This window comes from Streptomyces roseochromogenus subsp. oscitans DS 12.976, from assembly GCF_000497445.1.
In the GTDB taxonomy this organism is placed as follows: Bacteria; Actinomycetota; Actinomycetes; order Streptomycetales; family Streptomycetaceae; genus Streptomyces; species Streptomyces oscitans.
Genome location: NZ_CM002285.1, coordinates 3,189,859 through 3,191,846 on the forward strand (window position 1 = coordinate 3,189,859; position 1,988 = coordinate 3,191,846).

2 protein-coding genes and 1 pseudogene are annotated in these 1,988 nt (G+C 70.3%); 1 reads left to right on the forward strand and 2 read right to left on the reverse strand.

Features of this window, described 5'->3' with window-relative positions:
- Together M878_RS99840 and M878_RS63495 are read right to left on the reverse strand one after the other, a co-directional pair.
- Positions 1-588: TerD family protein (locus M878_RS99840; RefSeq protein WP_023546906.1), on the reverse strand; the 588-nt coding region annotated here is incomplete at its 3' end.
- A 129-nt stretch (positions 589-717) separates the two neighbouring features.
- Entirely contained in the window at positions 718-1,314 is a 597-nt protein-coding gene (locus M878_RS63495) for a M48 metallopeptidase family protein (RefSeq protein WP_023546907.1), read from the reverse strand.
- A gap of 352 nt (positions 1,315-1,666) precedes the next feature.
- Here M878_RS63495 and M878_RS99845 point away from each other — a divergent pair.
- Positions 1,667-1,988, forward strand: a pseudogene (locus tag M878_RS99845) (ThiF family adenylyltransferase); the annotation flags it as partial.

Genomic DNA, 1,988 nt, shown 5'->3' on the forward strand with positions numbered 1-1,988 from the left:
CGGGGCGAAGCCGGGGGCGGCGGCGGGCTGCGGCCGCTGCGGGGCGGCGGGCGCCTCCTCCTCCAGCACTTCGCCGCCGAAGTTCTTCAGCAGCGCCTCCAGGCCGCCGTCGAAGCCCTGTCCGACGGCGGCGAACCGCCACACATCCTTGAAGTAGATGTCACCGAGCATCACGGCCCGCTCGGTGGAGAACTCCGCGCCGTTGAAGGAGTACCGCGCGACCTCCTCACCGCCCGCCACGATGCGCAGATAGCCAGGGGCGATCTGCGCCATCTGCCCGGCGCCGTCGACGGTCGCGGTGAAGGACAACTTGCGGATGTGCGACGGGATCCGGTCCAGCGTGACGCGGAACGACTCCGTGTCGCCCGCCTGGGCACCCAGCAACTGCAGGGACTCCTCAGGCGACTTCGGCTGATTGAAGAAGACGAAGTACCGGTCGTCCGAGAGGCGCTCGTCGGCGTCCAGCCCGAAGCAGCTGATGTCGAAGGTCAGCCCGGGGGCGGAGATCTGCACGCCCACGTACAGATCCGTGCCCGCCGTGAGGTCACTGATCCTGGCCTTGTGGCCGCGTTGGAATTCCCTGGCCATGCGTTACGACCGTCCCCCATCCCGAATGTGAGTGCGTCGCGCCAGGCTAACGGCTGGATCCGACATCGGCCGCAGCCGGTACAGACCCGGTACACAACCGCGCCCGGAGGCGGACGGACGGCGCCCGGCTCACTCCCCGTGTGCCCCGGGCACATACGGCAGCCGTTCCGCGGCGACGACCCCTTCGAGATACCCGCGGGCCCGCTCGGTACGCGGGTACGCCTCCAACAGCCGCCAGAAGTCTGGCCCGTGACCGGGGACCAGCAGATGGGCCAGCTCGTGGCAGAGAACGTAGTCGACGACGTACTCGGGCATCCCCTGCAGCCGGTGCGAGAGCCGGATGCTGCCCTCGGCCGGAGTGCACGAACCCCAGCGGGTGTTCTGGTTGGTGACCCAGCGCACGGAGGCGGGGCGCGCCCGGCCGTCGAAGTACTGCTCCGACAGCCGCTCGGCGCGCTCGGCCAGCTCGGCGTCGCCGAGCACTCGCTTGCTCTCCTGGGCGGCGAGTTTGTCGAGCATGACGGTGATCCAGCGCTGTTCCTCCGCCTTCGACATCCTGGCGGGGATCAGTACGACGGTGCGATCGCCCTCGCGGTACGCGGAGACCGTCCGGCGGCGCCGGGAACTCCTGCGGACCTCGATCGCGCTCGCCCCCGAGCCGCCGGGCGGCTGGCTCGTCGTGCTGCGCTGTGGCTTTCCGGCGCGGTGCAGTGGGTCGGCGGGCACGCCCCGACGTTACCCGCTGGGCATGGCCAAAGTCCCGGCTCCGGAACGGTTCGATGCCGATCCCCCACCATGCGTTTGATTCCTATGATTCCTACGACTGATCCGCACATCCGGTTTACGGGGCTCCGGCCGACCGGGTTGCGCGGTTCTGCCCGACCGGCCGACACGGCCCGTCTTGGCCGGTTTAGCAGTGTTCGCCCGGCCAACTTGTATGACAAACACCCCTAGCCTGTGGATAACTCTCGGCGCCGGACCGGCGGGCACGGCATGCTGGCAGGCGTCGGCGGAGCATGACCGGCTCCACCGGCGACGAGATGTTCCGGGATGCTCTCAACGGATACGGGGGACAGTCATGCATCCGGTGATGAAGCCCGCGCTGCGGCGCGGCTGGCGTGATCGCGACACCGTGCAGTTCGGGATGACCCCGGCGCACGCGCTGACGCTCGGACCGATGGACCCGGCGACGCGCGACTTCCTGGATCTGCTCAACGGCACGCGCGGGCTGCCGCTGCTGCGCGAGGAGGCCCGCCGCATGGACCTGCCCGCCGGCCAGGTCGACACCCTGCTGGAGCGGCTGACCCGCGCGGGCCTGGTCGACGACGCGCGCGGCGGCGGACCGGCCGCGGACGCGCTGCGCGCCAAGGAACACGTCCTGCGACGGCTGCGCCCCGATC